The sequence below is a fragment of the Mesorhizobium sp. M7A.F.Ca.CA.001.10.2.1 genome (genome assembly GCF_003998575.1).
In the GTDB taxonomy this organism is placed as follows: domain Bacteria; phylum Pseudomonadota; class Alphaproteobacteria; order Rhizobiales; family Rhizobiaceae; genus Mesorhizobium.
In genome coordinates, this window is the sequence record NZ_RZQY01001114.1 from 1 (window position 1) to 1,021 (window position 1,021).

At 67.3% G+C, this 1,021-nt stretch carries 1 pseudogene; it reads left to right on the plus strand.

Annotated elements, in window-relative coordinates:
- Positions 1–1,021, plus strand: a pseudogene (locus EN964_RS35510) (translocation/assembly module TamB); the annotation flags it as partial.

The window sequence follows — 1,021 nt, forward strand, 5'->3', positions numbered from 1 at the left end:
GCACGTTCTCGGTCGACGGCAAGATCGTCACCCAGCTGACGGGTCGCCACCAACTGACCGACAAGGGCAATCATATCGAGGCCAAGGGCGACGGCGATTTCGCTCGCTTCCTGCCTGAGAATCTCAAGCCGCTGTTTGCCGGCAAGACCAGTTTCGACATTGCCGGCACCGCCACATCGGCCGGTGGCGTCAGTGTCGACCGCGCCAACATCGACAGCGATGCGGTGCACGGCACCGCGACCGGCATTGTCGATCCTGCCGGCGCCAGCGACCTCTCGGTCGAACTCGCCGCCAAGGGGCCGCCCGTGGTGATCAGCGTCGGCAGCAAGGCGCAGCCGATCACGCTGGCGATCAGCAATGCCACCGCCCGGGCCTTCGGCGACGGCAAGGCGCCGATCATCGACGTCGGCGCCTCCTTCGTCTCCATCGTCGCCGGCGGCACGCGGCTGGACGACCTGGCGGCCCAGATCCATTCCGACGGTTTTGATATCCAGAACCGCGCCGGGCCGGTCACCGTCAAGCTGGAGGCGGGCGGCCTCAACACCGACGTGGCGACGCTGGCGCCGCTGATCACCGGCAAGATCGATGTCGATCTGGCCGGGTCGGTCAGCAAGGACGCCATTGCCATCGACCAGGGCACGCTGCGTTCCGACGCGCTCAACGCTTCGCTGACCGCGACGGTGGCGCTTGCCGACCTGTCGATGCAGCTCAAGATGAACGCGGATGCCGTGGCCACGGCCTTTCCGCCGCAGATCGCCTCGGTGCTCGGCGCTAGGGTGAAATTCTCGGCCAGCGCGGCCCGCGATCCGCAGGGATCCTTCGCCGCCAATTCGATCGAATTCACCTCCGGCACGCTCAGCGCCGCCGGCACGGCCAGCATGCAAGGCACCGACATCCAGGCCGACATCAAGGGCAAACTGGGCGACGTCTCGGTGCTGTCGCCGACAGTCGGCGTGCCGGTTGCCGGTGGCGTCGATTTCGCGCTGTCGGCAAGCGGCGCCATGACGGCGCCGGATTTCAC